This window comes from Enterocloster sp. HCN-30185, from assembly GCF_037890305.1.
Classification (GTDB): Bacteria; Bacillota; Clostridia; order Lachnospirales; family Lachnospiraceae; genus Enterocloster.
Genome location: NZ_JBBKBT010000001.1, coordinates 216,544 through 241,116 on the forward strand (window position 1 = coordinate 216,544; position 24,573 = coordinate 241,116).

A 24,573-nucleotide genomic window follows, 5' to 3' on the forward strand; every position below is an offset into this window, starting at 1 on the left:
TTCACTCTCCTTTTTGACGCTCTTTTTTACTGAAATCCAGATAGAAGTTATCTGGATAAGCATATTCGCCTCGATAATTAGACGCATTGTAAATCGGGAATTTTACAGGGTGGTAACTTTGGGGCCTGGGGCTGTCTTCCTGTGTATAGATATACATACTGTGGTAATCCCATACTACCAGTTCATCCCGTTCGTCACCGGTCAGATTGATTGCTTCACAGCACAAAGTCGGATGTCCATCATCAGGGAAGGAGACAGATCGAATACCCTTCCCATTCATCAATCCGCCATTGAAGGGATCTGCATTGATCAGGATTAGTTCCTGTCCGCTGCCGTCCCAATTTACAGGACACAGAATATTGCCGTTCATTTTATTTTCTATCTCCCATAATTCTTTCCCATCTGAATCATAAAGGTAAATTACACCCTGATGTCCCCAGAAATTTACCACCGCAAGCTCAAATCCAGGTCTTTCCGGACAATAATTGGCTACGCTGACTCTTTGGGCGTGGCCAATCAGATCTCTGGTTACTATATTTCCATAAAAATCACCAATAAAAAAACCCTGGGTTCCGGATACACAGGCAAAATATCCCGTTCCATCTCCGCGAAATTTTCCGGCTACTATTTCATCGGTATGATCTTCTGTGATGGGATAGGTCCAAAGCTCACATCCGTCTGCATCCAACATGGTATAACCCACCATCACTTCATCCCGTCCGTCTCCGTTAATATCCACTGGCAGCGGACAATGCCCCGTGTTTTTATGACTTCGGTATTTCCATAGAAGATTTAAATTTTCATCGAGAGCGTAGACACGGCAGTATCGATCCTTGATCAGAATATCTGCCGGTCGGTCTTTTCCTCTGAAATTGCAGATACGAATGCCATCCGGGTTGATTCTGTCAAAGGCGTAGATTTGATAGGGCACTCCGATTAGTTCACTGTCATTGTCATCAGAACAGGGGGTTTTTACTGATTTTTTTATTTTTCCGGTGGTTCCTTCCAGAATCTGAATTTCAAAATTTCTCCCTACAATTACCTCATCTTTTCCATCTCCGTCGATATCATATATCTGAAATGGCATATCAGCAGAAACCTTTCCCAAGATATTCGCATTAATCGAAGGCTCTCCCAGCTGCCACAGAACACGGCCTTCCAAGTCAATAGCTGTCAGACAGCTTATAAAACCGTAGGCATCCCGGCTGATACGCTTCTGCATCTGTGCCAATACCACAAACCATTCGTCTGTTCCTGTCAGATGGCCGAAACGAACCTGTCGGCTGGTGCCGAAATCCTGAAGGTCAATGGTTTTCCACAGTTTCATGGCCGGATGAGAAGACATCTCGTTTTCTTCCAATTCCTTTGCCTGTCTTGTACGTTCTTGGATTGCCTGAAATTCTTCCGTTGATACCAAAGTTTCAAAATCAGTAAATTGAGAAGGACAATCTGCGGTAATTCCTACCCTTCCGCCTCTTAAAGCCTGTTGTACAGAAACAGAAAACAGCAGATGTCCATTGATACGGCAATCCACATATCCTTCATGACAGATTGCCTCCAAAAGGTAAAATTCATCGCAGCCATGAGGAAATTCTGCTTCTGCCAAAGTCATTATATCTTCTTTGTGACGATAAGAAAGAACAGCCCTGTCTCTGTTTTCCAGACAGAACGCCAGTGTATCGATACTGTCTCTCATACAGAAAACGATTCCTGCTGTACCTTTCGTAGAAAGACGTCTCAATTTTACGGATACCGTATATTCCCCCCACTCTTTTTCTCCTGTTTCCAGAGTTGGAAATATTCTGTGAGGCCTGTTTTTTTCGATCCTCATAGATTCCATATAATGAACCCCCTGATATTCGGTAATAATCCAGGTGGGGCCCGTACCATTATAGGTATAATTGCAGACCGGATCATACCAGACTCCTCGGTACCCCTCTTCTACAATATAATGATATTCACCGGCAGCAGTATGATCTCTGTCATACGGAAATTCACCAATAGGAAAATCGTGAAAGTCTTCCTTTCTCAGTATTATATCTCGTTTCATTGTATTTCTCCGTCAGTTAAATGGATTCCGGTACATCTACCAGAAACAGGTTGTCATGCCATTCATCTGTATCTGCTGCATACAAAAGCTTCTTTCCATCCCAACTGAACGTAGGGTGACAGTGTGAACGCTGATAATGCCAAGTAGTATTATGATGTGCCAATATCTTCATTTTTGCCGTCCCATCTTCTGCTGGCTGGATCAGAAGAATGTCATCCACTGCATCCCCTGCAAACATGGACAAATCTCCATTGGCAAAATAATGGTTGCAGTAGAAGGGCATATTGATTTTCCGGTATACCTTACCGTCCTTATGGGCAAAACCAAAATAAGGTATCTCTGCGCTTACATGTTCCGACGCATAAACCTGGCTTTTTGAGTTTGAGATAGTTCCATCATGGCCGCCCCGCCGATTGTCAAAGATCACATCTCCGTTTTGCGCCCAGAATTCATGTCCCACACAGTCATCCTCTGTCTGTCGGAAACAAGGCCAGATATCACCTGTATTCATATTGATCATCCAGATTCTCTGCTGTACATAATTCCATGGGCCTTCGTGACAGAACATGGCAATATCTGGATTATCTGGAGAAAACTGAAAATGGCTTAACCAGTGCGTATCCCGGAATACATCATGAAATTCACTTCCATCCAAACGGATAACAGAAACACGTCCATCCTTTGTAGCAAACATTTTCTCTTTAAAACCGGCATAATTAGGACCACCGTCCGGCAGTGCATCCACATCTTCATTTCTGTTGAAGCCGATCCATTGCTTGTCACAGCTGAAGGAAAGATTCTGCAGCAGCATATGATTTTTTTCTTCGTACAGAAGTTTATTTTCTCCGGTCTTTGTATTGTAAAGACGCAGTTGGGAGCCGGTAACATAAGCCACATATTCTCCGTCAGGCGTCTTGGTGATTCTTCCTACCTCTACCCCCAGTGGGTCATCTGTCAGTTGTACCATTTCCCCGCTGTCCAGATCCATTTTAAACAGATTGCATATTTCTGTACCCTCGTGTTCTCTGTTGGACAGAAAATATATGGTTTTTCCATCTAGGTCAAAAGAATTTTCCGTAAAATAAAAATGATAATTTATCCCCTGATTTGTAAGCTGTGTAATCTGTGCACCGCTTTTTTCATCTGTATAAGTCCTCTTTTCGGATGGGTATACTGTTCCGATCATAGCTGTTCCTCCTATTTTTTCCTTTTGCCTTTTTATTTTTTGCGTAAAAGCGGGCGTGCCGGTATAACCGCCGGCGCGCCCGCTTTTTATATTTTGGGTAAAAATTTAAATCTGCTGCAATTTTTTAGTTTGCCATATAATTTGCATAAGCCTCATTTAAGTGCTCTGCCCACAAATCAAGCAGTTCCTTTGCTGTCATATCGCCGGACATTACAGACTGGATACCTGGCTCAATATAGGTAGAATTGATGTTGCCCCATTCAGGCAGATATGCCGGAGAGGTATATGTCAGGCAATTATCCTGACTGGTAGTTTCGATGGCGCACTGGATGTGCTGCATTTCGCTCATCCATTCATCTTCATAGCAGGCAGTATTGGTTGGAAGCTGTCCGATGGACTGATTCCAGAAGCTGTTTGCATAATGATCACACATAAATGTAATCCATTTCCATGCCGCTTCCTGATTCTCGCAGGTATCAAACATACAAAGACCAGTTAAAGCACCGCCGTAATTGATGTATTTGCCGTTGTCTGCTGTAGGAAGCGGATTGGCGGTAAAGCCTTCGGTTCCGCCGAATGCTGTTACATGGCTGCCATAAGATCCAAGGTTGTGTGTAAACATTGCACATACGCCAGAGTCAAAATTTGCAGAAATTTCCTTGTAACCTGCGGTAATATCACTTTCAGGCGTATATTTCCCATACAGTCCAAGATATTTTTCAAGGAAAGCAACTGCCTCATCGCAATTAATAGTTGTCTTTCCATTCGCGTCAAATACTTCATTTGTTCCCAGATAAGAATAAATAAAGTCAATTAATACCGCAGGTGAAGCCGCACCGCCGCGGATAGTATAGCCATACTGGTCATTATCCTTATCGGTTAGCTTCTCGGCTGCCTCAAAGAAATCATCCCAGGTCTTAGGGGCTTCTACTCCAGCTTCTGCAAGCATCTCATCATTTGTCCATAAAGTAATAAAATTGGCAGATGTAGGCATCATGTACAGCTTACCGTCCTTGTTATAGGTGCGGCAGGTTTCCATATACCCCTCTTCCATATCCTTGGAGCCTTCCCAGGAAGTGAACATATCATCCAGAGCTACGCAGTGACCCTGTCCGATTACTGTCGATGCCCAGGAGTTATTTAAACCGCCTACGTCAGGTGTTTCACCGGCTGCGATTGCTGTCTGGTATTTGGAAAGAGCATCGCTGGAGGAAAGTCCCAGATATTCGATATGGATATCCGGATTTTCTTCTTCAAATTTTTCAATAATTTCCATATAAAACTCGGTACGCTGATCACCTGCATTTTCGTCCCAGAAGGTAACAGTTACCTTATCACCGGAAGCTTCTGATTTTGCCTCTTCTGTCTTTGCTTCAGCAGCCTCTGATTTTGATTCGGATGATGCTGCCGCAGGCGTCTCACTGTCTCCGGAACCACCGCAGGCTGTCAGCGCTGCTGCCATAGCTGCTGCCATTGTGCATGCCAATACTTTTTTCATTTTTTTCATAGTCATCTACACTCCTTTTTATAAATCTGGGATGTCATTATCCCTTAACTGCTCCTGAACTGAGTCCGCCCACCAGATTTTTCTGAACATAGCTGAAAAGGATCAGAGTAGGTACAACAGCGATTACAGCACCAGCCGCCAGCTGTCCATAATTAATACTGAACTCGCCTACCAGATTTTTTAAACCTACAGGAAGGGTCAGCTTATTTTGCTTGCTGATAAACATAAATGAGAAGAGAAATTCATTCCAACAGGAAATAAATCCGTATGCAGCAATGGTAGCGATACCAGGTTTTAATACCGGAAGCAGTACATGCCAGATTGCCCCCAAACGGCTGCATCCATCAATCTGTGCGGCCTCCTCAATGGTATAATCAATTCCTCCTACAAATCCCCGCATCAGTATGGAATTAAATGGGAAATGGAAGGTAGTATTTACAAGCACCAGTGCAAACAGGCTGTTTAACATACCCAGATTCTTAAAAATAATGAAAATCGGTGTAATCAGCATGGCCCCAGGAATGAACTGCGTACAAAGAAGGATCAGCATAAATATATTTTTTCCTTTGAATTTAAAACGGGACAGTGCGTATCCCGTCAGTACGGAGATCACAACAATAAACATTACACCAAATGCTGAAATGAACAAACTGTTTTTAAAATATGTACTGAATCCGCTTTTCGTCCATGCTTCCGAATAATTTTTCAGGGTAAATGCTGCCGGCCAGTATGTAACGGTCTTGGAGGTAATCTCTGCAGAAGGTTTAAACGACGTGGCCAGACACCAGTAAATTGGAAACAGGATAAAAAGCAGTATAACAATAAGAGCTGCGGAAAATGCAAGTTTGAACCATATTTTTTTTGCTTTATGAGTTCCCATTTTATGCATCCTCCTTTCCGTAACCGGACATTTTCAGATAAACTCCAGCAAAGATCAGCAAAATGAAAAAAGCAATCACTGCTAAAGTAGAACCATATCCGTAATTTCCATTTTTTACAGACATATTAGTCATATACATTGTCAATGTGGTCGTTCGGTAAGAAGGACCGCCGCCTGTCAAAGTAAAGATCAGGTCTACATTGTTGAATTCCCACACTGCCCGAAGCAGGGTAGTCAAAATGATAGTATCCTTTAAAATTGGCAGCTTAACCAGAAAAATCTCCTGAAGGGTAGTTGCTCCATCTACAACGCAGGCCTCATGAAGATCGGATGGAATATTCTGCAGTGCTGCGAGAATGGTGATTGCAAAGAAAGGAATACCCCTCCAGATCTCAGCAACTGCTGTTGCCTTAAATACGGTTTTCATATTTCCCAGCCAGGCCATATTTTTAGAGATCACCCCCAGATCCCGGCAGATGGAATTTAAAAGTCCGATATTTTCATTATAGATCAGTGACCAAAGCATAGAAGTTAAAACACCGGATACTGCCCACGGAAAGAATACGATACAACGATAGATGCCTCTTCCTTTAAATTTCTTATCGAGGAGCAGAGCAAGCAATATTCCAAAAACAAGCTGGGAACAAACCTCTACCAGAACCCATTTGACAGATACGCCCAGAGAACGATAAAAAATCTTGTCTCCAAATAAGTTTTCGAAGTTTTCAAGTCCCACAAATCCTTTATCAGCAATTTTGGTTACATCATAGCTCTGCAGGCTGTAGAAAAACACAGTTACCAGCGGATATGCAAGAAATGCCAAGATAAAAAACATTGCCGGCATCAGAAATAAATAAGGCATCATGTCCTTTTTGGCAATGCCGGTCTTTACTTTTAGTCTCATGATTGTTCCTCCCTTCTGATGATTTTATTATATAAAACAGGACATCCTGTTTACAGATTCTTTTCTATATAAAATGTTTAATTTTTTATACTGTATGAGTGTTTTTTGTATTGTTTTTTATATTGTATAAAGTTGATTTGCACAAAATAGAGGCAATAAAAAGGGATGTATTTGGCAAAAAAAGAAGAGCCTTCCTGATCGGAAGGCAAGGTTGCCGAATATTTTTATATCTGATCCCGGTAGACTCCGGGAGAAATGCCCGTATATTTTTTAAAACATACAGCAAAATACTGAGAACTGTTATAGCCCACCTGCTCTGCGATTTCATTAACTGTGTATCCGGTTGTACGCAGAAGCTCCTTCGCCTTTTCCATTCGAACCTCCAACAAATGAGCGCTGAAATTCTGTTTCGTTTCCTGTTTAAACAGAACAGCCAAATACGGAACACTGATATTCAAAAAGGCTGCAATATCATTCAGGCTCAGATCCTCCTTATTATAATTGCGTTTTAAATATTCCAGAGCCTGTTCTGCAATTTTCTTTTTGTGATTCCCTCCTTTTTTGCGCTTTTCTGCGATGCTGACTGCAAAACGCAGGATATCATCCTCCATTTCATCCAGGGTATTCAGCTGTTGAATATGGTTTAAATAATATAGATAACTGACAGATTCATCTCCAGAAGAAGCTTCTCCCTTAAAGGCCGTGATTGCCAGTTCTGTTGTTACCATTTTAGCTGATTCCAGAGATATGTATTTTTTGTGGCGGAAGGGTTCATAAATATTTTTAATATCTGCCTCCACCTCTTCTGTCATTCCCATGCGGATGTGATGCAGAAAAGTATCTGTTGGAAGAACGATTTGTATTTCTTCTTTTCTTTCCTGAACGGAATCAGAGGCATAAATCACCTTCCAGCCTTTTCCTTTTAACATATGGCGATTATCTACAGCATGGCGAACTCTTTTGAAGGATTCGGGTAATTCTTCTATATATCTGCGGCTTCTTCCCACTGCCAAAGTAATGCGGCACCACAGTTCTTCTTTTTCCAGCTCCAAAATTCTGTCTATAAACATACGTATAAAAGCAGGATTAAACACATCTTTTTTCTGAGCTGCCAGTACCATCTGAATGTGTGTGCTTACATTTCTGGCAAAATATAATTCAAAATGCTCCCCTGTTTCTTCCGTTAACATATCTTTTTTCTGTAAAATTTTCATCTGAAGCTGTCGTTTTGACTCTCCTATCTCGCCCTCCAAAACCTTTTGGCTCTTCAATACATCTACAGCCGCCATCATTACCAGATAACATCCTACTTCTGTTGGAATTCCCACCCCCATAGCCTCTTTATTTATATCTTCCTTTTTTATTTTTCCATACAGCATCCGATTAATAAAATTGCTGCGGGAAAGCTCCTGGCTTTTTCCCACAGCTTCCGCTGCTGCCTCCTCCTTTTCAATATCGAAGGCTGCACGTTCTACTGCACTTAAAAGCTTTTCTGTTGTTATCGGTTTTAAAAGAAAATCAAAGGCCTGAAGCTGTACTGCCTTATGGGCATATTCAAAATATTCATATCCAGTAAGAAACAGTACTCTGGTTTTTAATTTTTCCATTCGAATATGTTCCAACAGATTGATTCCATTCATAAAAGGCATATTGATATCCGTAATAATAATATCTACCGGATGGGACTTTAGATATTCCCAGGCTGTTTCTCCATTTTTAAACGTTCCTGCAACATCAAATTGATGAGCCTCCCAGTCAACCAGCTGTAAAAAACTTTCTCTTATAAGCTCCTCATCATCAATAAACAGGATGCTATATCTTCTCATTATTTTTCTTCTCCTTTAGACTTGGACAGATTCCTTTTTCATGTTCTTCATGGCAAAACAGATTCTTACACAGGTATTCTGAGGCAGGGATTCGATTTCAAGACCATATTGTGTGCCAAATTCAAATTTGATTCGGGAATCTACATTTTTCAGTCCGAAGCTTACCGTATCCTCCCCAGAAATTCCATCGCGAAGGCAGGATTGGATCTTTTTCAGATGCGCCTCATCCATACCTGGGCCATCATCATGCACCTCCAAATAAGCGTTTTCTCCGTCGTAGGTTCCGCCTAAAATACATATATTTCCGAAGTCATGCTTTTGTTTGATCCCGTGGTAGATGGCATTCTCTACCAGAGGCTGCAGGGACATTTTCGGAATACGGCATTTTAAAATTTCCGTGTCACAGTCAATGGTATAATCAAAGAGATCCGAATACCTGAAATGCTGGATAAAGAGATAATTTTTCACATGCCTCAGTTCTTCTTCTACCGTAATAATATTTTCTCCTCTGTTCAGACCAATGCGATAAAAGGTAGCCAGAGCCGTAAGCATCTCACTGGCTTTCTCTGTTTTTTTCAATTCGCACAGTTGGATAATAGAATACAGTGTATTATACAGAAAATGTGGATGGATCTGTTCCTGCAGCAAAGCAACCTCAATCTGCCGTTTAGCCTCCTGTTCCAGTTCCACCTGTTTTAACAGATGGTTAATACGCTGGCGCATTTTCTCCAGACTGTTGCTCAGAGTAGTAATCTCTGCATAAGAATGAAGAGATATCTCATGATCCAGAATATCTGTATCCTCTACTTTTTTTGTCAATGCCCGAAGCGAATAACTGACTGCATTAGACAGAAGCCCCAAAAGTCCTGCCATGACTGCAATCATGGTTATCGTAATAATCATTACATCGCGCATAATATAATGGGCGTTGGAAATACTGCTTTCTTTGACATTATAAACAAGCTTCCATCCGGTCAGATCAATATTCTCATACATAAAATAATAATTATCCAAAAGCTCTGTTTGAATACCGCCGTTTCGCTCTGCATTTTCAATCAGATAATCCCTGTTGTCCTGCACCACATTCCATGCAGCCTGTTGTCCGAAATGCATACTTCCGTAATCAGTCAGTATGCTCAGGCTGGCCTCCTGATCCAGTGCAGTTACATCCAGTATATTTTCAAAAAAATCCTGTTTCAGTGCAATGAGGATGATTCCATTCTGCTTTCCTTCATATAGATGAAACAGTACAGCGCCAACCTCTTCATCTGGTATCAGATCTCTGCAGGAATCCGCATCTACCCAGTAATACTTATTTTCAGGAAATCGTTCTTTCCACGTCTGGTATGTATAATGAATTTTCAACAAATTTTTGTTATATGCCTGAGTCAATACCTTTCCATCCCCGAAATTCAGATATACATTATGGACGCAGGCAGAATTGACATTTAGAAACTGATTTAGGAGCTTATTCAGATAAATATAGCTGGCTGCCGCATGGGACAGCCGATATCTGTCAGATTTCATACTGCGCAGCCAAAGCAGGTTTTGATCGGATTCCAAGGCCAGAAAGCCCTTATATACGTTAGATATATAATTATCCAGATATACATCAAACTGTTTTACTACAATTGACATATTATCCTTTACATTCTGTCTTATTTTCGCTTCCGACAGATTTGTCACTATCATACTGAAACTTATAAATACGATACTGACAAGAGACACCATGGACAATGTCAGAAGCCGGTGGAAGGTGATTTTTTCATACCACTTTCGTAATCCTTCGTATTTTTTCATTTCTTCTCTCCCAAATATTTTATTATTTTGCTTTTGCCACAGTATTTTTGATTCAAATAAAATGACAGATATTTTTGACTATAGTTTAGATGATGGAAATCGAAAATGCAATCTGTATTTATTAATTTCTAACTATTCAGAACACCCCTTATTCAAAGGTGAACTCCGGATAACCCGATATTGCATGTTTGATTGCTATGAATGCATTGTATCCCTGCTTATGTGCTATACCAATGTAGGACATGATTTTCAGAACAGGAAAAACAATCAAATTCAGTTCAAAAAGCAGCTTGCAGAACTCCGGAAGGAAAGTGATTTCTAAAAAAAGCAACGGCATTCTTTGCGAAGGAAATCTATCAGAGGATCATCAATTTCCTTCAGAAATACAACAATTATTGGGGGCTCAGATGATTTCAACACATTGAAAAATGATCTTATTTACCAACATTATTATCGCACAGAGAAAGAACTCTACACAGCAATCAAAGAATTTGCATATGTACAATATAATCATGTACATCCGCATTCTTATAATGACTACAAAACGCCTTATGAGACTCGCTACGGGGTCGTATAAACCCTGTGATAGAAATTAGAGTGTTACAAACAACTTGACCATAACACCGATAACTGATTGATATAAGTTGTAACATAATATAAAAAATTACCGCAAAAGCAATTTCCCTTTAAAAACAGGATTTCATTGCTTTTGCGGCAATCTTATTTTATGCTGTTTTATCTTCCTTCCATCTTCCCGTCCAACGTCTGACGCACAATGCTGTCCATCATATCCGCTGACAGCATACCGCTCACATATCCAAATACATTTCCATCTCTGTCAATCATAAAGGTGGTTGGGAAGGACATGATACCATAGGAGGCAAACAGCTCTCCCTCTGTATCCATCAGTACCGGGTAAGTATACCCTTTTTCTTCCATGAATGCGGCAATTTCTTCCTCAGAGCCTTCCTGTCCCATATTGGGCGCAGCAACGCCCAGAACAATTACCGCATCCTCTCCCTCTGTGGCAGACTTTTCATACAGCTTCTGAATATCCGGCATCTCAGCCTTACAGGGCGGACACCAGGTTGCCCAAAAGTTCAGAAAAATCGTCTTTCCTCTGTAATCCTCCAGTCTGTGAATATTTCCGTACTGATCCTCCAGTTCAAAATCAACTGCCGGAATCACGGGACGCGCATCGGCTGCCGTTTCTGCAGGCGCTGTTTCACCGGAAGCCTCCTCTGAAGCAGCTGTGCTTTCAGGCCCGCCTGTCCCGGACTCTGTACTTTCTCCTTCGTTATCTGCTTCTGCTTTCTCCGCCACAGTGCCTTCTTCCATACGCTCCGTCCGGGGAACCTGTGTGCCGGAAATGCGTGATAAATATCCGGTCACATCATTCATTTTCCCGGTAAACATCAGAATACCCATAAGCACCATAAGGATACCGCCGATCTTTACCGTATACCGTACCACTCCCCTGTATTTCCTAAACAGTTCCAGAAGCCGGGTGGTAAAAAGCCCCACAAACAGAAACGGCAGCACAAAGCCCAGCGTATAAACGCCAATCAGGCCAAAGCCCTGTGATCTGGTCGCCGCGGAAGCGGCCATCAGAAGGACGCTTGTAAGAGCCGGTCCCACACAGGGCGTCCAGGCAAAGCTGAAGGTAAAGCCCATGAGCAGGGCAGTAACCGGAGACATGGCAAGGCGGTCCAGCTGAAACGGAAGACGGTGCTCCCTTCCCAGAACCGAGGATGTTCCAAATATCCCCAGCTGATACAGGCCAAACAGCATCACGAGAATACCGCCCACCCGTGCAAACATAGCCTGGTGGCTGTGAAAAAATCCTCCTACAGCCGATACGCCAAGCCCCAGAAGAAAAAAGGCAAAGCTGACTCCTGCCACAAAGAAAAGGGTATGAACCAACACTTTGCTTTGTTTATAATGAATCTTTCCGTCTTCGCCCTTTACGGCTGTTCCGCCGGAAAGATAGCCGATATAAAGGGGCAGCAAAGGCAGCACACAAGGGGAGAAGAAGCTTAGAAGACCCTGTAAAAATACGGTTACTGCAGATATACTTACATCCAATGTAAATCCCATAAATAACCTCCAATTCTAAAATGTACTCTTTTTATACCCTGATATCTGCCCTTTTGTCAAGTGAGCTTGTCACAGACAAATATTATTTCAAAAGTTCATAAAAAGTTCATCTGCGCCAATATTGGCATATATTTTAAAAATATGATATAATACAGCCTCAGGAAAGGAGTTTTCAGATATGAACCATTTTATGGCAGCAGCCCTTTCAGCGGCGCTTTCCATTTCTATGACAGCATCATCTTCCCCGCTTACGGCTTTAGGCGCAAAGAACGGCAGCCGGGATTTTTCACTTTTTTTCAGCGGACCCGGAGTAGAAGCTGTTTCTTCCGGCGACGAATATTCCGAATATCAATGGGCCCTGCGCAATATGGGTAACCTGCAGAGAACGGAACGAAAGCTGAATATCCGCACATTAGACAGTATCTATGTTCACTATGGAGAAAGCGGCATTGACGGCATTTCCCTGCCGCCTCTCGGTCCCAGCAATTACGACGCCATTCAGACGGACGCCGTATTGGGTATTGATATCAATATTAAGGAAGCCTGGCAGCTCTATGGGCAGCAGCCCGATAAACGCCCTGTCACTGTGGCTGTGATCGACACAGGAATCGACACCTCCCATAAGGATTTAAAGGACGCCATCTGGATCAATGAGGATGAAATCCCCGGAGATTCCATTGACAATGACGGAAACGGCTATGTTGATGATGTAAACGGCTGGAATTTCATTTCAAATACCAATCAGCTCTTTGCAGGCGATGAAGATACCCACGGCACCCACGGAGCAGGAACCATCGCAGCTGTAAAGGGAAACGGCGGCATAGCCGGCATCGGAGACAGCCATTATATAAAAATCATGGTATTAAAAGCCCTGGGAGGAGAAGAAGGAAAGGGATCTCCTGAAAGCGTAATCGAGGCAATCCGCTACGCAGAAGCCAATGGAGCGCAAATCTGCAATTTAAGCTTTGGCTCCGGACAAACCTCCCCTGAATTTGAGGCCGCCATCCGGGATTCCCATATGCTCTTTGTGGCTGCTGCCGGAAACGGCAACCAGTATGAAATCGGCTATGACATTGACAGACATCCGGTTTATCCTGCCAGCTTCCCCTATGATAATATTATTACCACGGGAAATCTTCTGTTTAACGGTCATCTGGATGAAAGCTCCAACTACGGACAGATAAACGTAGATCTGGCTGCTCCCGGAACCTATATCCTGAGCACCGTACCAGCCGATACCTACGCCTATATGACCGGTACCTCCATGGCTGCTCCCATGGTCACAGGCGCAGCGGCTCTTCTCTACTCCGGTCGTCCGGATCTCAGCCTTTCAGATGTAAAAACTGCCCTTCTTTCCACAGTTCATAAGCTGGCCCCCTTAAAGGGAAAAACCGCTTCCAGCGGTATGCTGGATGTGGCGGCGGCTATGAAGTGGGAAAAATAATCATTTATTTCCAAAAAAACAGCCTGCCGGCTGCCGGGACTCATCAAAAGCACCGTCAGCCAGAAGGCTGTTTTATTTTACATATGCAGTTTTATCCCGTCATTTACACAGGGTAAGCCTTATTTTCCTTATCAGCTACAGTCACATCTACCTTTTTCTGCTGTGCTTCTCTGTACTGGAAGAACTCCTTGGCTACAGCCGGGAACAGAGCGTAGCTTAATACGTCCTCATCCTGCTGCTTCCACTGAGCGCATTCCTTCTCAAACTGAGGAAGCTGAGGCTGGATCAGATCTGCCGGACGGCAGGTGATCGGCGTCTCGTCACCGATGATCTTCTTCTGTACTTCCGGATTAAATGGCTTTACAGTCTGTCCGAACTCACCAAGCATGATCTTCTTGGACTCCTTCGGAACCATCTTATAGCGCTCACCCATAAGCACGTTGAGAACTGCCTGTGTACCAACGATCTGAGAAGAAGGAGTTACCAGAGGTGGCTCTCCGAAGTCTTTTCTTACTCTTGGAATCTCCTCTAATACCTGCTGATACTTGTCTTCCTGTCCTGCTTCCTTTAACTGGCTTACAAGGTTGGAAAGCATACCGCCAGGTACCTGATACTGCAAGGTCTTGATATTTACACCCAGAACCTTCGGATTTAAGAGGCCGCTCTTTAAAGCTTCCTCACGAATCGGCTGGAAGTATGCCGCAATTTCCGCCAGAAGATTCTGATCATAGCCTGTATCATATGGAGTGCCTCTGAAGGTCTCAACCATAACCTCAGTTGCCGGCTGGCTGGTTCCCAGAGCCAGAGGTGACATAGCACAGTCGATAATCTCACAGCCTGCCTCTACGGCCTTCATATAGGTCATGGAAGCAACGCCGGATGTATAATGGGTATGCAGGTCAATCGGAAGCTTTGTGCCTTCCTTTAATGCCTGTACCAGCTCTGCCGCCTGATATGGAGTCAGAAGACCTGCCATATCCTTGATACACAGGGAGTCAGCACCCATATCCTCGATCTTTCTTGCAATGTCTCTCCAGTAATCCAGAGTATAGGCGTCGCCCAGGGTATAGCACAGAGCAATCTGAGCATGTCCCTTTTCCTTCTTGGTAGCCTTTACGGCTGTCTCCAGATTGCGGATATCATTTAAACAGTCAAAAATACGGATAATATCAATACCATTTGCAATGGACTTCTGTACGAAATACTCTACTACATCATCTGCATAATGGTTGTAGCCCAGGATATTCTGTCCGCGGAACAGCATCTGCAGCTTTGTATTCTTAAAGCCGTCTCTTAATTTTCTTAAACGCTCCCATGGATCTTCCTTTAAGAAACGCAGGCAGGCATCAAAGGTAGCGCCTCCCCAGCACTCTACTGCATGGTAGCCTACTTTGTCCATCTTATCGATGATGGGAAGCATCTGCTCTGTTGACATTCTGGTCGCAAGCAAAGACTGATGGGCGTCACGCAGGACGGTTTCCACGATCTTTACCGGCTTCTTCTCTATCTCTGCCATAGTTAAAAATCCTCCTTAAATACTGTGATAAAATTCCCTTTTATACGCCAAAGATTGCCATAAAAGTACCGGCTGCTACAGCCGTGCCGATCACGCCTGCAACGTTTGGTCCCATTGCGTGCATCAGCAGGAAGTTGGTAGGATCATACTCGGAACCAACCTTCTGGGATACGCGGGCTGCCATAGGTACGGCAGACACGCCTGCGGAACCGATAAGAGGATTGATCTTTCCTCCGGTCAGCTTGCACAGAAGCTTTCCTAACAGGATACCGCCTACGGTACCGAAAATAAATGCAACCAGACCTAAAAGAACGATCTTGATGGTAGTTACATTTAAGAATGCCTCTGCACTGGTAGTAGCACCTACGGATGTACCCAGCAGGATAACGACAATGTACATCAGGGCATTGGATGCTGTCTCTGCCAGCTGTTTTACAACACCGCTCTCACGGAACAGGTTTCCTAACATCAGCATACCTACTAATGGAGCAGTAGACGGCAGAATCAGGCAGACTACAATTGTTACAATGATCGGGAATAAAATCTTTTCCAGCTTGGATACGGAACGGAGCTGTTCCATCTTGATCTTGCGCTCCTTATCCGTAGTGAGCAGCTTCATAAACGGCGGCTGGATAATAGGAACCAGAGCCATATAGGAATAAGCTGCAACTGCGATTGGACCCATGATCTGGGTCTGTCCCAGCTTACTGCAAAGGAACAGAGAGGTAGGGCCGTCAGCACCGCCGATGATGGAAATAGCAGCCGCTTCCTTTCCTGAGAATCCCAGGAAAATTGCCAGGAAATATGCGGCATAGATACCCAGCTGAGCAGCAGCACCCATAAGGAAGCTGATGGGGTTTGCGATCAGCGGACCGAAGTCTGTCATGGCTCCTACGCCAAGGAAGATCAGGGACGGAAGGATACTCCACTCATCCAGAGTAAAGAAATACCACAAAAGACCGCCGATGCCGTTGGACGTTTCTTCCGGAGAATACATGATTTCCGGATAGATATTTACAAGCAGCATGCCAAATGCGATGGGGATCAGCAGCAGAGGCTCAAATCCCCGGCGGATTGCCAGGTATAAGAAGACCAGCGCCACACCGATCATCACATAGTTCCCAATGGTCAGATGGAAAAACGCCATCTGTCCCAAAAGGTTTGTTACTAAATTGCCAAAATCCATAATGTTACCTCCATAATGGAATCCAACTTACTGCGGATCCGTGTTTCTGCTTAGTTCAGAGTGGCTAAAACTGCGCCGGACTCAACGGAATCGCCTGTGGATACATTTATGCTGGCAACGGTACCGTCCTGAGGAGCAACGATGTCATTTTCCATCTTCATAGCCTCAAGAACAAGAACAGTTTCGCCTTTCTTTACTGCCTGGCCTGCTGCAGCCTTTACAGCTACGATTTTTCCAGGCATAGGAGCCGTTACCTTAACGGAGCCTGCTGCGCCTGCAGGTGCAGCAGGAGCTGGTGCCGGTGCGGCAGCGGGAGCTGGTGCCGGTGCAGGTACGGGGGCTGCGGGAGCCGGTGCGGCTGCAAAAGCGGCTGGTGCGGCTGCGCCTTCTTCAACGGTTACTGCATATGCTTTTCCATTTACTGTAATGGTATATGTCTTCATGATCTGTTTCCTCCTTGATTTGAAATGAGTCTTTATCTTCTTCTGGAACTGCTTACGCGGCGGATGGAGCGTACCACCAGACCGTTGGGTGAAGTTCCCTCATAGGCCGCAATCGCTGCTGCCATCACTGCTACAAGCTCTGCATCATCTGCCAGCTCCGGTCCTGTTGTCTGTACAGCAGAAACTGCCGGTGCAGCAGAAACAGCCGGTACAGGAGCTTTCGCAGGTTCTGCCTTCTTATCAGCCGCTTTATTCTTCTGTCCTTCTTCCCATGCATGGATGAACTTAAAGCAGAAAATCAGAAGACTGATAAATACCAGTACACAGAATACGGTTCCAAGACCGATGAGCGTATATACGCTGGCCGTCCTTAACAGGCCTCCGATGGAGCTGTCCTCCTCAACGCCTGCAGACATATCGGTAAACTGAGCCTGGATCTGCTGTGTTGCCATATTCAGGTTCATAACATACTTTTTGGTTCCCTCTGCAAACTCTACAGGAAGGATCACCGTATAGCTTCCGTCCTCCAGAAGCACCACAGAGCCATCCTCAATATCAACACTGCGGAGAGCGCCCATCTCTTCCCGCACATCAAGCTGGGCCTGATAAAGCTCTGCAGAAACGGTATCTCCCTGAGACTGGGCCAGCTTGCCCTGGACTACCAGCTGTTCATCGGAAGCGCCCAGAGTCTGAGCTGCGGATAAAAGAAGGGACTGTCCCATGGCGTCTTCCACAGGCGTACCGTCCATGCTGATGGATAAGCTTTCTGTTTCCTCCTCTGTTTTAGAGCAGGCAGACAGACTTACCAGGCAGGCAGATACTAAAACTGCTGCTGCCATCCTTTTAAATAATCGTCTCATATACATGTCACCCCTCTTTAAACCGTGCCATGCTTCTTTGAAGGACGGTCCTCACTTTTTGTATAAAGCATATCAAATGCAGCTGCCAGCCTCTGGCGGGTTTCCTCTGCCTTGATGATATCGTCTGCATAGCCTCTTCTTGCGGCAGCCACTGCTCCGGACTGAGTCTTTGTATACTCGGCAGTCTTTTCGCTGATCAGAGCCACTGCATCATCAGAAGCCTCGATTTCCTTTGCATACATGATCTTAACCGCAGCCTCAGGCTCCATAGTGCCGATCACTGCATTTGGCCATGCATATACCAGGTCGGTTCCCAGGCTCTTGCTTCCCATGGTAAGGCCTGCGCTTCCCAGTGCCTTTCCGGTTACTACAGTCACCTTTGGAACAGTAGCGTCTGCATAAGCGTAGGTTAAGCGGGCTGCTGCTCTGGCGATTCGTCTTTCGCTGCACATCTTTGCTTTATAGCCGTTTACATTTGTGAGGGTCAGCAGAGGAATACTGAATGCGTCGCAGAAGCTGATCAGCTCCACTGCCTTGTCACAGCCCTTGCCGGATAAAGCAGCCTCAAACTCATCTGCCTTCTTTCCATCCTCATAACGCTCTGTGCGGTTTGCCACACAGCCCACAGTCACGCCATTTAAACGGATGAATGCAGTTACCATAGAAGGTTCATAATCCTTCTTTACTTCCATTACAAAATGATTATCAGAAATCATGGATAATACCTGGATAGGATCTCCCGCCAGACCTTCAATGCCGCTGCACATACGGTTTAAATCATCCTGGCAGTCCTCCTCGGAAAGATCCTCTTCGTTATTAGCAGGAAGAATGGATACCAGAGTACGGATCTGAGACAGAATGGATGCTTCATCACCGGTAAAATCAACAACGCCGGACTCCTTGCTCTGGAATGCAGCTGCCGCTGTATCACATTTTGCCTTATAATTGCCCTCTAATGCATTGGGAGCATTTACAAAGAGCTGCGCGGACTTCTCTTCCATAAAGGTAAAATCTGCCATTCCGGCTGCCACAGCCATTCCGCCGCCGCAGGTACCGAATACTGCCATGATCTGAGGGATCACACCAGATGCCATTGCCTGGCTTAAATACAGCTTTCCAAAGCCATCCAGCGCATCTGTTGCCTCCTGCAGACGCAGTCCGGCACAGTCTACCAGACCGATCACAGGTGCTCCCATCTTCATAGCCATGGAATAAATGCTGCAGATCTTCTTTGCATGCATCTCACCCATGGAGCCTCCCAGTACGGATGCATCCTGGCTGTATACATAAACCAGGCATCCTCCGATGGTGCCGTAGCCTGTAATCACACCGTCAGCCGGTGTTTCCTGCTCAGCCATGTTAAAGTCCGTGTTTCTGGCGGTGATATACGCGCCGACTTCAACAAAACTGTTCTCATCAAGCAGGGATGCAATACGGCTGCTTGCTGAAGTTTGTGCTGAATTACTCATTTTCCAGTCCTCCATCATTCTAAAGTTTACAATACTGGCTGGAACTGCAAAAAAATCCCCTTACAGTTCCGCATAAAAACAAAAATATTGCCATATATGATTATAATAAGATTTTTGTCAAATGACAAGACCCCAGAACCATGAAATTGCCTGTTTTCGATAAATTATTAACAAATTTTTTCAAAAAAACGGGCGCAGTCCCCATGCCTGCATCCAGAGAGTTCCTCTCGCTTTATGCAGGTACATGAAACAGCGCCCATTTTTTATCTTTCATACTGTATATTTTGACATTTTTCAGCAAAACACATCTGCATTTTCCATAAAAATACAATTACACCGTGAAAAACCGGTCATGAATGGCCTGTACCGCCTGATCTGCATCCCTACGGTCTACCAGCACAGAAATTTTGATCTCGCTGGTGGAAATCATATTGATATTGATCCCCGCATCATACAGCGCCTCAAAGAGCTTTGCAGCTACTCCCGGATTATTGATCATGCCTGCTCCTACAACAGAAACCTTAGCCACATCGCAGTTCGTCTCCAGACGGCTGTAGCGCAGCTCCTCTTTATGCTCCGTCAAAAGCTCTGCCGTTTTATTCAGATCCTTTTCTGCCACTGTAAAGCAGATATCCTTCCCTTCCTCATGGCCAATGCCCTGGAGAATAATATCCACATTTACATGATTTCTTGCCAACAGAGAGAACACCTTAAATGAGGTTCCGATCTCATTTGGCACGCCAATAAGGGCAATCCTCGCAATATCCTTATCCTTTGCCACGCTGCTGATATATGAACGCTCCATACGCTTTGCAACTCCCTTCACTTTTGTTCCCGGATGGCCTGTAAAGCTTGACAGAACCTCCATTTTTACATTGTACTTTCTTGCCAGCTCCACCGAACGGTTATGGAGCACCTGCGCTCCCAGCGTCGCCAGCTCCAGCATCTCATTATACGTCACCTCATCCAGCTTTCTGGCTCCTGCAACCTTTCTGGGATCTGCCGTGTAAACACCGTCCACATCCGTATAAATCTGGCACAGGTCGGCCCCCAGAACCGCAGCCAGAGCTACCGCAGAGGTATCCGAACCGCCCCGTCCCAAAGTGGTAATATTCTTGTTCCGGTCGATTCCCTGAAATCCTGTAACAATCACTATTTTCTTCTGATTCAGCTCCGCCTCAATGCGCTCCGTATCCACCTTTCGGATACGCGCATCTCCCGAAACCGTATTCGTGCTGATGCCGGACTGCCAGCCGGTAAGAGAAATCACCGGATATCCCAAAGCCTCAATCGCCATCGCACAGAGCGATACCGAAATCTGCTCTCCTGTAGACAAAAGCATATCCATCTCTCTGGCCGAAGCCTTTGGGTTAATCTCCTCTGCCTTCTGAATCAGATCATCTGTCGTATCCCCCTGGGCAGACAATACTGCCACCACCTGATTTCCCGCCTTATATGTCTCTGTAATGATCCTTGCAACATTGCGCAGCCGCTCCGTGTCAGCCACAGAGGTCCCGCCGAATTTCTGTACGATCAAACTCATATCTGTTTTCCTTCCTTAACCCCAAACCAGGGTAAATATAAAGAGCCATGGCCAAACGGCCACCGCCCCAACCTATACCATATTTTACTCATATGAACCCTTTTGTCAACTTGTTTCCTCTTTGAGTTTCCGCACTTTACACTGTGTTCTGGTGTCTGCAAAATACAGAAACTCAAGTTTTCCTCCCCGGAACACCTCCGCCGGGGATTGCGCCCCCTGTGCCAGCCTTCCCATGCCGATCTGCCAGGGCGACTTTGGAGGCCATTTAGAAAGACTTAGAGGCTGGAATTTTTCGTTAAGCTCCATATCAAACCTGTCTGAGCACGGCGAGTTTTTGATATGGAGCTTGCTTTTAGAAAAATTTCAGCCTCTTAGACTTTCTTATGACCGGAAACCGGAGCCATGGAAGACCGGCATGAGAAGGATGGTGCAGGGGGTGCAATCCCCTCTCCCATCACCCCTTGACCGCTCCCATGGTAATACCCTGAGTAAAGTAATTCTGGAACATCAGGAACACCGCAACAATGGGAACCGCCGCCAGAGCCGCACCCGCCATGATGACTCCGTAGTTGGTGGAGAACTCCTGCTGGAGTGTCGCCACGCCCAGAGAAATCGTCAGGTTCGTTCTGGAATTTAACATTACTAACTGCATGAAATAGTCATTCCATGTATTAATAAAGGTAAAGATCGCAAGCGCTCCCAGACCCGGCTTTACGATCGGCATAACAATGCTTGTAAAGGTACGGATTTCACCGCTTCCGTCGATCTTTGCAGCCTCCAAAAGCTCTGTAGGAACATTTTCACTGAACTGCTTCATGAGGAAGATACCAAAGGGCCAGCCGCACAAAGGAAGGATAACGGCCCATGGAGTATCATGGATCCCCATAAAGGAAACCAGCTTCATCAGCGGCACCAGGATTACCTGCTTTGGAAGGGCCATTGCGAATACAAAAATACTGAACAGCAGCTTATCGCCGTAAAAGCGCTTCTTTGCCAGCACATAACCGGCCATAGAGGCTGCCACACAGACGATGATCAGCGTTACACCGGCGATAAAGATACTGTTGATCAGCCACTGGAGCGCCGGGTTCTGAAACAGCTTCTCAAAGTTTTCCAAGGTCGGGTGGAGAGGGAACCATTCCGGAGGCAGCTTGATCGTAACCTTCTGGGATTTAAAGGCTCCCGTCAAAATCCAGTAGAAGGGGAAAATAAATACCACACTGAGAAGGAGCAGAAGCACCATAGAGGCGGCATCCAGAATTTTCACTTTATTTTTCATCTTCTCATCCCCCTTTAATATTCAACGTCGCTGCCCAATGCCTTAAACTGGACAAAGCTGATAAAACCAATGATCAATGCAAGTATTACGCCCATGGCATTGGCGTAGCCATATTCGAACTTCTTAAATGCTGTCTCATACAGATAGTACATGATAGTAGTCGTTCTGTAATTGGGTCCGCCGGAAGTAAGCAGCTGGATCAAAGAGAAGCACTGGAAGGAGTTAATGGTAGTGATCACCACGATATACAGTGTGGTGGGCAGAAGGCTGGGCCATTTGATCTTCCAGAATACCTGAAAATCATTGGCGCCGTCTACCTGAGCTGCTTCTACATAATCCTTGGGAACATTTCCCAGAGAAGCGATATAGAGAATAATGGGCTGTCCTACGCTGGTAGTGATCAGTATAATCAGAATGGCCCAGAGAGCATATCTTTTATCTCCCGTCCACATAATGTTCTTTTCAATCAGATCCAGTGATTTTAAGATCCAGTTTAAAATACCGTTTAAAGGGTCGTAGATCCATTTCCAGACAACTGTTACCGCTACAGTACCCGTAACCACAGGCAGGAAGAACACACATCGGAAGAAGGATCTTGTAAATGGATTCTTCTCGTAAGTCATGGCTGCTACAAAAAGCGCAAACAGTACAGTAATGGGAACGGAGCCTACTACCAGAAGCAGGGTGTTCACCAGGGATTTCTGCCATACAGGATCTGCAAACATAGTCATGTAATTAGACAGTCCTGTAAAGGTCATTCCCTTCATATTATAACGGAAAAAACTGGTAACTACGCCCATTCCCATGGGAACCAGCACAAACAGCACAAAAAACAGCATGGCCGGCAGCAGGAATGCATAGGAAACCAGCGTTTCCCTCATTCTGATCTTATTGATTTTCCTTGACTTCATGGCAGTTCTCTCCTTCTAAAAATGACTCCCCATACTACAGGCTGTAATATGGGGAGAATACCTGTCTTATTGTGCGTTTACGATAGACTGGTTTGCCTTTGCTACAAAGTCGTCCAGAGCAGCCTTTGGCTCGGAATCGCCGTTGATCACTGCCTGGAGCATCGGGAACCAGTAGGTTCTCATCTCTGCAAAGCCCGGAATGGTGTTGTAGTATGGAGAATAGTATTTTGTAAGAGAAGCGTAGAAGGACATATCCTCATTTCCTTCATACAGATCGCCCATGGACTGGCGAACCGGGAATACGCTGGTCTTTACTACGTTCTTTGGTCCCCACTCTTCATCATTGCAGATGAAATCAATAAACTTCTTGGATGCCTCTGCTCTTGCCTCGTCGCCGTTGTCAAATACGCAGAAGCCGTTTACAAGATACTCTAATGCAGGTGTTCCGTCCTCAGATGGGAATGGAAGTGCGATTGCCTCGATTCCGTTCTCCTTTAATGTCTCTGCTCTCTGGCTTGCAAGTCCTGGAGACCAGAGGGTTGTAAATGCGGTATTTCCTGCTACAAACTGATCTACGTCCTCACCGCCGTTATACGCGGAGCCGTTTAACATATATCCGTTGTCTACCCACTCTTTGATCTTTGTCATGGCCTTTACGCCGCCTTCGTCATTGAGGGTGTATGTAGTAATCTCAGGATCTGTTACAGAACTGTCATACAGGTTTGTAACGAATGCGCGGATACCCTGGTCGCCTCCCTGTCCGGAGCAGTATACGGTGCCGCCCATAAAGCCTGCTTCAGAAAGCTTTTTCATCATTTCCTCAAACTGCTCTGTGGTCCAGGTGCGGTCGCCTTCCAGGTTGATGCAGTCCATAGCGCCTGCTTCCTCTAATGCATTCTTGCTCACTGCCATACAGAATGCTGCGCTGCTGATGGGATACATATAATAGCTGTCGCCGGACTTGCAGGAGTTGATCAGAGCCTCATTGTCTACGTCCTTTACAAATTCCTCTGTGAACATATCGTCCAAAGCTACCAGCTTGCCGTTCTGTGCGTAGGAAATGATACGTCCGGGAGCATCAAAGAGCACATCGCATACAGTGCCTGCCTCGATGGCTGCCGTGATCTTCTCCGGTCCTGATGTAAAATCGATGGTCTCCAGCTTCACCTTGATATCCGGGTTCTTTGCCTCAAATGCATCGATGATCTCCTGCTCATAGGTTCCTGCCGGATTGTCACCGTCCTGTGTAAAGGTCGGGAATGCCCACCATGTGATCTCTGTCATGCCTTCTGCCGTGGCAGTTCCCTCTGCCTTATCAGAAGCAGCTTCGCTTCCCTTTGCTTCCTCGGTCTTAGCATCTGCCTTTGTATCTGCTGTCTGCGCACTTCCCCCGCCGCAGCCTGTAAGTACGGATGCCGCCATAGCTGCCGCCAGTCCCAAAGATACTATTTTCTTCATACGAAAGTTCCTCCTTCTTGTTTCTCCCCGTTCCGTCTCTTACCCCCGGCGGAAACATTTTTTATTGTTAAACACATCATAGCATAATATTTTCTTTTTGTCAATTTGCCCGAAAAAAATTTCTTTTCTTTTTTTATTCCGTTTTTTTTCAGCAAAATAAATAAATTAAGGAGCTTCGTTTTTGCATTTTTATGCATCTAACGAAGCTCCTGTC

General features: G+C 45.1%; 19 protein-coding genes and 1 pseudogene. 2 read left to right on the plus strand and 18 right to left on the minus strand.

Translation table 11 applies throughout. The annotated features are described in order from the left end of the window. Window position 1: 1 nt before the first annotated feature. From WKT10_RS00970 to WKT10_RS01000, 7 genes are all read right to left on the minus strand, one after another. The gene (locus tag WKT10_RS00970) at window positions 2–2,050 is read right to left on the minus strand and encodes a hypothetical protein (RefSeq protein WP_340274851.1); all 2,049 of its coding nucleotides are present in this window, start codon (window positions 2,048–2,050) and stop codon (window positions 2–4) included. Between the two features lie 16 nt (window positions 2,051–2,066). Continuing rightward, window positions 2,067–3,236, minus strand: a complete 1,170-nt coding sequence (locus tag WKT10_RS00975; protein ID WP_066544612.1) for an oligogalacturonate lyase family protein — start codon at window positions 3,234–3,236, stop codon at window positions 2,067–2,069. Between the two features lie 124 nt (window positions 3,237–3,360). Next, the gene (locus WKT10_RS00980; RefSeq protein ID WP_337932969.1) at window positions 3,361–4,743 is read right to left on the minus strand and encodes an ABC transporter substrate-binding protein; all 1,383 of its coding nucleotides are present in this window, start codon (window positions 4,741–4,743) and stop codon (window positions 3,361–3,363) included. Between the two features lie 37 nt (window positions 4,744–4,780). Then, window positions 4,781–5,623: a carbohydrate ABC transporter permease gene (locus WKT10_RS00985; RefSeq protein WP_066544615.1), complete on the minus strand. Its 843-nt coding sequence runs from the start codon at window positions 5,621–5,623 to the stop codon at window positions 4,781–4,783. 1 nt (window position 5,624) lies between these two features. Continuing rightward, window positions 5,625–6,527: a carbohydrate ABC transporter permease gene (locus WKT10_RS00990; RefSeq protein WP_340274856.1), complete on the minus strand. Its 903-nt coding sequence runs from the start codon at window positions 6,525–6,527 to the stop codon at window positions 5,625–5,627. A 224-nt stretch (window positions 6,528–6,751) separates the two neighbouring features. Next, on the minus strand, window positions 6,752–8,353 hold the full coding sequence (locus WKT10_RS00995; protein WP_066544619.1) for a response regulator transcription factor: 1,602 nt from the start codon (window positions 8,351–8,353) through the stop codon (window positions 6,752–6,754). Between the two features lie 15 nt (window positions 8,354–8,368). Further along, window positions 8,369–10,153, minus strand: a complete 1,785-nt coding sequence (locus WKT10_RS01000; protein ID WP_066544621.1) for a sensor histidine kinase — start codon at window positions 10,151–10,153, stop codon at window positions 8,369–8,371. 412 nt (window positions 10,154–10,565) lie between these two features. On the opposite strand from WKT10_RS01000, the pseudogene WKT10_RS01005 reads away from it, so the two are divergent. After that, window positions 10,566–10,730 (plus strand): annotated as a pseudogene (locus WKT10_RS01005) (IS3-like element ISRgn1 family transposase); the annotation flags it as partial. 158 nt (window positions 10,731–10,888) lie between these two features. On the opposite strand, the gene WKT10_RS01010 reads toward WKT10_RS01005, so the two are convergent. After that, the gene (locus tag WKT10_RS01010; RefSeq protein ID WP_340274859.1) at window positions 10,889–12,250 is read right to left on the minus strand and encodes a redoxin domain-containing protein; all 1,362 of its coding nucleotides are present in this window, start codon (window positions 12,248–12,250) and stop codon (window positions 10,889–10,891) included. A gap of 178 nt (window positions 12,251–12,428) precedes the next feature. Between WKT10_RS01010 and WKT10_RS01015 the strand changes: the two genes are divergently transcribed. After that, a complete protein-coding gene (locus WKT10_RS01015) occupies window positions 12,429–13,694 on the plus strand; it encodes a S8 family peptidase (RefSeq protein WP_096807392.1) in 1,266 nt (421 codons plus the stop codon). A 103-nt stretch (window positions 13,695–13,797) separates the two neighbouring features. Here WKT10_RS01015 and WKT10_RS01020 read toward each other — a convergent pair whose 3' ends face one another. From WKT10_RS01020 to WKT10_RS01065, 10 genes are all read right to left on the minus strand, one after another. Continuing rightward, the gene (locus WKT10_RS01020; RefSeq protein WP_317439079.1) at window positions 13,798–15,210 is read right to left on the minus strand and encodes an oxaloacetate decarboxylase subunit alpha; all 1,413 of its coding nucleotides are present in this window, start codon (window positions 15,208–15,210) and stop codon (window positions 13,798–13,800) included. A gap of 40 nt (window positions 15,211–15,250) precedes the next feature. Beyond that, window positions 15,251–16,396 (minus strand): sodium ion-translocating decarboxylase subunit beta, encoded by a 1,146-nt coding sequence (locus WKT10_RS01025; protein ID WP_066544627.1) that lies wholly within the window; start codon window positions 16,394–16,396, stop codon window positions 15,251–15,253. Window positions 16,397–16,446: 50 nt separating this feature from the next. After that, window positions 16,447–16,839: a biotin/lipoyl-containing protein gene (locus WKT10_RS01030; RefSeq protein ID WP_066544629.1), complete on the minus strand. Its 393-nt coding sequence runs from the start codon at window positions 16,837–16,839 to the stop codon at window positions 16,447–16,449. 32 nt (window positions 16,840–16,871) lie between these two features. Further along, a complete protein-coding gene (locus WKT10_RS01035; protein WP_340274863.1) occupies window positions 16,872–17,699 on the minus strand; it encodes an OadG family protein in 828 nt (275 codons plus the stop codon). Window positions 17,700–17,716: 17 nt separating this feature from the next. Beyond that, a complete protein-coding gene (locus WKT10_RS01040; protein WP_066544631.1) occupies window positions 17,717–19,168 on the minus strand; it encodes an acyl-CoA carboxylase subunit beta in 1,452 nt (483 codons plus the stop codon). A 331-nt stretch (window positions 19,169–19,499) separates the two neighbouring features. Beyond that, window positions 19,500–20,711, minus strand: coding sequence for an aspartate kinase (locus tag WKT10_RS01045; RefSeq protein ID WP_296036250.1), 1,212 nt, complete (start codon window positions 20,709–20,711; stop codon window positions 19,500–19,502). A 454-nt stretch (window positions 20,712–21,165) separates the two neighbouring features. Further along, window positions 21,166–21,990 carry a carbohydrate ABC transporter permease gene (locus WKT10_RS01050; RefSeq protein WP_066544635.1) on the minus strand — a complete coding sequence of 275 codons (825 nt, stop codon included), beginning with the start codon at window positions 21,988–21,990 and terminating at the stop codon, window positions 21,166–21,168. Between the two features lie 14 nt (window positions 21,991–22,004). Then, window positions 22,005–22,901 (minus strand): carbohydrate ABC transporter permease, encoded by an 897-nt coding sequence (locus WKT10_RS01055; RefSeq protein ID WP_066544637.1) that lies wholly within the window; start codon window positions 22,899–22,901, stop codon window positions 22,005–22,007. A 66-nt stretch (window positions 22,902–22,967) separates the two neighbouring features. Beyond that, window positions 22,968–24,359, minus strand: coding sequence for an ABC transporter substrate-binding protein (locus WKT10_RS01060; protein WP_066544639.1), 1,392 nt, complete (start codon window positions 24,357–24,359; stop codon window positions 22,968–22,970). Beyond that, window positions 24,356–24,556: a hypothetical protein gene (locus WKT10_RS01065; protein WP_066544641.1), complete on the minus strand. Its 201-nt coding sequence runs from the start codon at window positions 24,554–24,556 to the stop codon at window positions 24,356–24,358. Before WKT10_RS01065 ends, WKT10_RS01060 begins: the two co-directional genes overlap by 4 nt. Window positions 24,557–24,573: the final 17 nt, after the last annotated feature.